General features: G+C 72.4%; 2 protein-coding genes. One reads left to right on the top strand and one right to left on the bottom strand.

Going from position 1 to position 2,801, the window contains the following annotated elements; genetic code table 11:
- The first annotated feature begins 89 nt into the window (after positions 1 to 89).
- Positions 90 to 941, top strand: a complete 852-nt coding sequence (locus tag SACSA_RS0116595; RefSeq protein ID WP_028661957.1) for an MEDS domain-containing protein — start codon at positions 90 to 92, stop codon at positions 939 to 941.
- 276 nt (positions 942 to 1,217) lie between these two features.
- Here SACSA_RS0116595 and SACSA_RS26310 read toward each other — a convergent pair.
- A partial coding sequence (locus SACSA_RS26310; protein ID WP_019818848.1) for a glycoside hydrolase family 3 protein occupies positions 1,218 to 2,801 on the bottom strand: 1,584 nt, incomplete at its 5' end.

Here is a 2,801-nt window from a genome sequence, read left to right as displayed (position 1 = left end):
GGTGCTCGTCCGCGTGGCCGGGCCCGCGTGGGTGACCCCGGTCGTGGCGCGGCGCTGCCGCCCGCCGCGTGCGCGCCTAGGCTGGACATATGCGCCGGTCAAGCACGCTCGCCGGGCCCGTCGGATACGGCTGGCATGATCACGCGTGTTGGTTCCACGAGGGAGGGCACACTTGGACCGACGCTCTGGTGCCGTTCTTCGGCGAGGGAGTGGCGCGGCACGAACGCCTGCTGTACGTGGCGGACAAGAGCGAGTCCGAGCTGGCGGAGGATCTGGCCGGGCTTTCCCTGCGCGACGACCTGCTCAGCTCGGGGCAGCTCGTGCTGCTGCCGTCGGCACCCGTGCGCGGGGTCGTCGGCGGACCGGCGGTGGCGGCCCAGCTCAGCAGCGTGCGCACCGCGGCCGACGAGGCCGTCGCTGCTGGGTACCGGTGTCTGCGGCTGGCGGCCGAATCGGCGCAGCCCATCGTCGGTCCGGACGACGCACGCCGGTTCGTCCACTCCGAACTCGTGATCGATGAGCTCGCCGCGCGCTCGCCGTTGCTGCTGCTGTGTGGCTACGACGGCAGGTTGGTGGACCGGCAGGCCGCCGCGGCGATGTCGTTCGTACACCCGATTCGCCAGCGGAAGACCTTCGCGGTCGACACCGGACTCTACGCCGACGTGGACGACACGGACTCCTGGCGGCTGCGCGGGGAACTGGATCTCGCCTCCCGCGACGTGTTCACGATCGCGCTCGACGCGCTGCCCGTGCGGGACGACTTGCACCTGTGGCTCGACGAGTTGACCTTCATCGACGTCGCGGGCGTGCACGCGCTGGGTGAGCTGGCGAACAGCATCGCCCCGGCGCGGCTGATCCTGCACAACCCGCCGCGCGCCCTGTCCCGCATCCTCGATCTCTCCGTCAGCGACAACCCCACCCTCCACCTCCTCCACGCCTAACCCGCCCACCCCGCGAGTTGCCCTTTCTGGTCGCCGAGTTGTCCCTTCTGGCCTGCGAGTTGCCCCTTCTGGCCCGCGATTTGCCCCTTCGGCTTCGCGAACAGACATCCGAGGCCGCGCCCTCCCGGCCGGCAGCGCGGGACTCGTGGGACCGGATGCCTCGGGAGGCAGGTCGGACCTCTTTCGGGCAACTCGCGGACTCCCAAGGGCAACTCGCGGACTTGCAAGGGCAACTCGCGGGCCAGGGAGGGGCAACTCGCGGGGTGGGAGGGTGGGTCAGCGGTGGAGGCGGAGGGTGGCCAGGCGGGCGGGGGTGTCGAGGACCAGGCAGATGTCGCGGCGGCCGTGTGCCGGAGACAGCCGGGTACGCACGGTCGTGTAGGCGTACCGGTCGCCCGTGCTCGGCACCGAGAGCACGCCGAGCACCCGGCCCTCGGGACCGCCCAGCCGTACCTCGACGCGCCCCGGGCCGGGTTCCGGCCGTGCCGCCTCGACCGTGATCCCGTGGACGCCACCACGCAGATCGACATCCCGGAACCTGATCCACCCGCGCTCGCCCTCCGGCGTCACCGCCGTGCCCCGTTCCTTGTCGCGATCGGTGAGCGTCACCCCGGTATAGTCGTCGAACGTCTCCGCCTCGGTCACCGTGAACAGGTTCCGCGCCGGGATTCGCTCGCCCGACACCCGCAGGACCGTCCGGCCGCGGAGGTCACCGGCCGAGGCGCCGACCAGCACGTCGTGCACTGCCGACTCCACCACCCACCGGCTGCGCGTCACGTCGTAGTGCGCCAGGTCGGCGGCACGCAGCCGGAACCGCACCGTCGTGCTCGCCCCCACGTCGAGCGTGACCCGCTCGAACCCCCGCAGCCGCAGCCTCGGCTGGGGGTCGCGCGAGCCGCGCTGGTGCGTGTAGAGCTGCACCACCTCACTGCCCGCCCGAGAGCCGGTGTTGGTGACGCGAACCTCGACCGACACCGCACCCTCGGCGGACACGACCCGGCGGTTCAGCCGGGGCCTGCCGTACTCGAACGTCGTGTACGACAGTCCGTGTCCGAACGGATACAGCGGGTCTTTCCCGTAGTACTGGTACGTGCGCGGGCGCGAGATGATGTCGTAGTCGCGGATGTCCGGCAGCTCCTCCACCGAGCGGTACCACGTCTGCGTCAGCCGCCCGCTCGGGTTCGCCCGCCCGGTGAGGACATCCGCGACGGCGTTGCCGGTCTCGGCGCCCGCGTGGGTGGTCCACAGGATCGCGGGCACGTGCTCGTCCGCCCAGGTGATCGTGGTCGGGTAGCTGGTGGTGAGCACCAGCACCGTGCGCGGGTTGGCCGCGCGCACCGCCTCGAGCAGCGCCTGCTGGCCGGGAGCCAGGTCGGTGCTGGCGCGGTCGTCGGCCTCCCGGCCGTTGATGAACGGCATGCTGCCCACCACGACGACGGCCGCGTCGGCGTCCCGGGCCGCGGCCACGCTCTCCTCGACGCCGTCGCGCACGACCTCGCGGGCGAACACGGTCGCCTCGTCCGCCGAGGCCGCGTCGACGCCGAGCACGCCGTCGGCGCGCACCAGCACGTACCGCCGGTCACCGAACCACGCCTCGCCCGTCTCGTTGCCCGCGTACTCGAGGACGTGCCCGCCGCCGTGCGGAACCAGCCGGAACTGTTGCTGGACATACCAGCCGTGGGGCTGGTCGGCGCTGTTCACGAGCGTGCGGTCGGGACCGAACGACAGGTACCGGCCGCCCGCCCGCGTGCGCAGGGTGAGCACCCCCTCGCCCCAGTCGAAGGCGTCGAGGTGCGTGTCCGGCACCGGCTCGGTGGCCCGCAGCGCCACGGGCGAGGCCTCCGCGCGCGCGGTGACGTA

Origin of the sequence: Saccharomonospora saliphila YIM 90502, from assembly GCF_000383795.1 — a bacterium.
GTDB classification, from domain to species: Bacteria; Actinomycetota; Actinomycetes; order Mycobacteriales; family Pseudonocardiaceae; genus Saccharomonospora; species Saccharomonospora saliphila.
This window is presented reverse-complemented; position numbering and strand designations above follow the sequence as displayed.

Excerpts from the sequence above, each read along its gene's own strand:
- SACSA_RS0116595 (WP_028661957.1), top strand. The coding sequence starts at position 90 with ATGCGCCGGTCAAGCACGCTCGCCGGGCCCGTCGGATACGGCTGGCAT.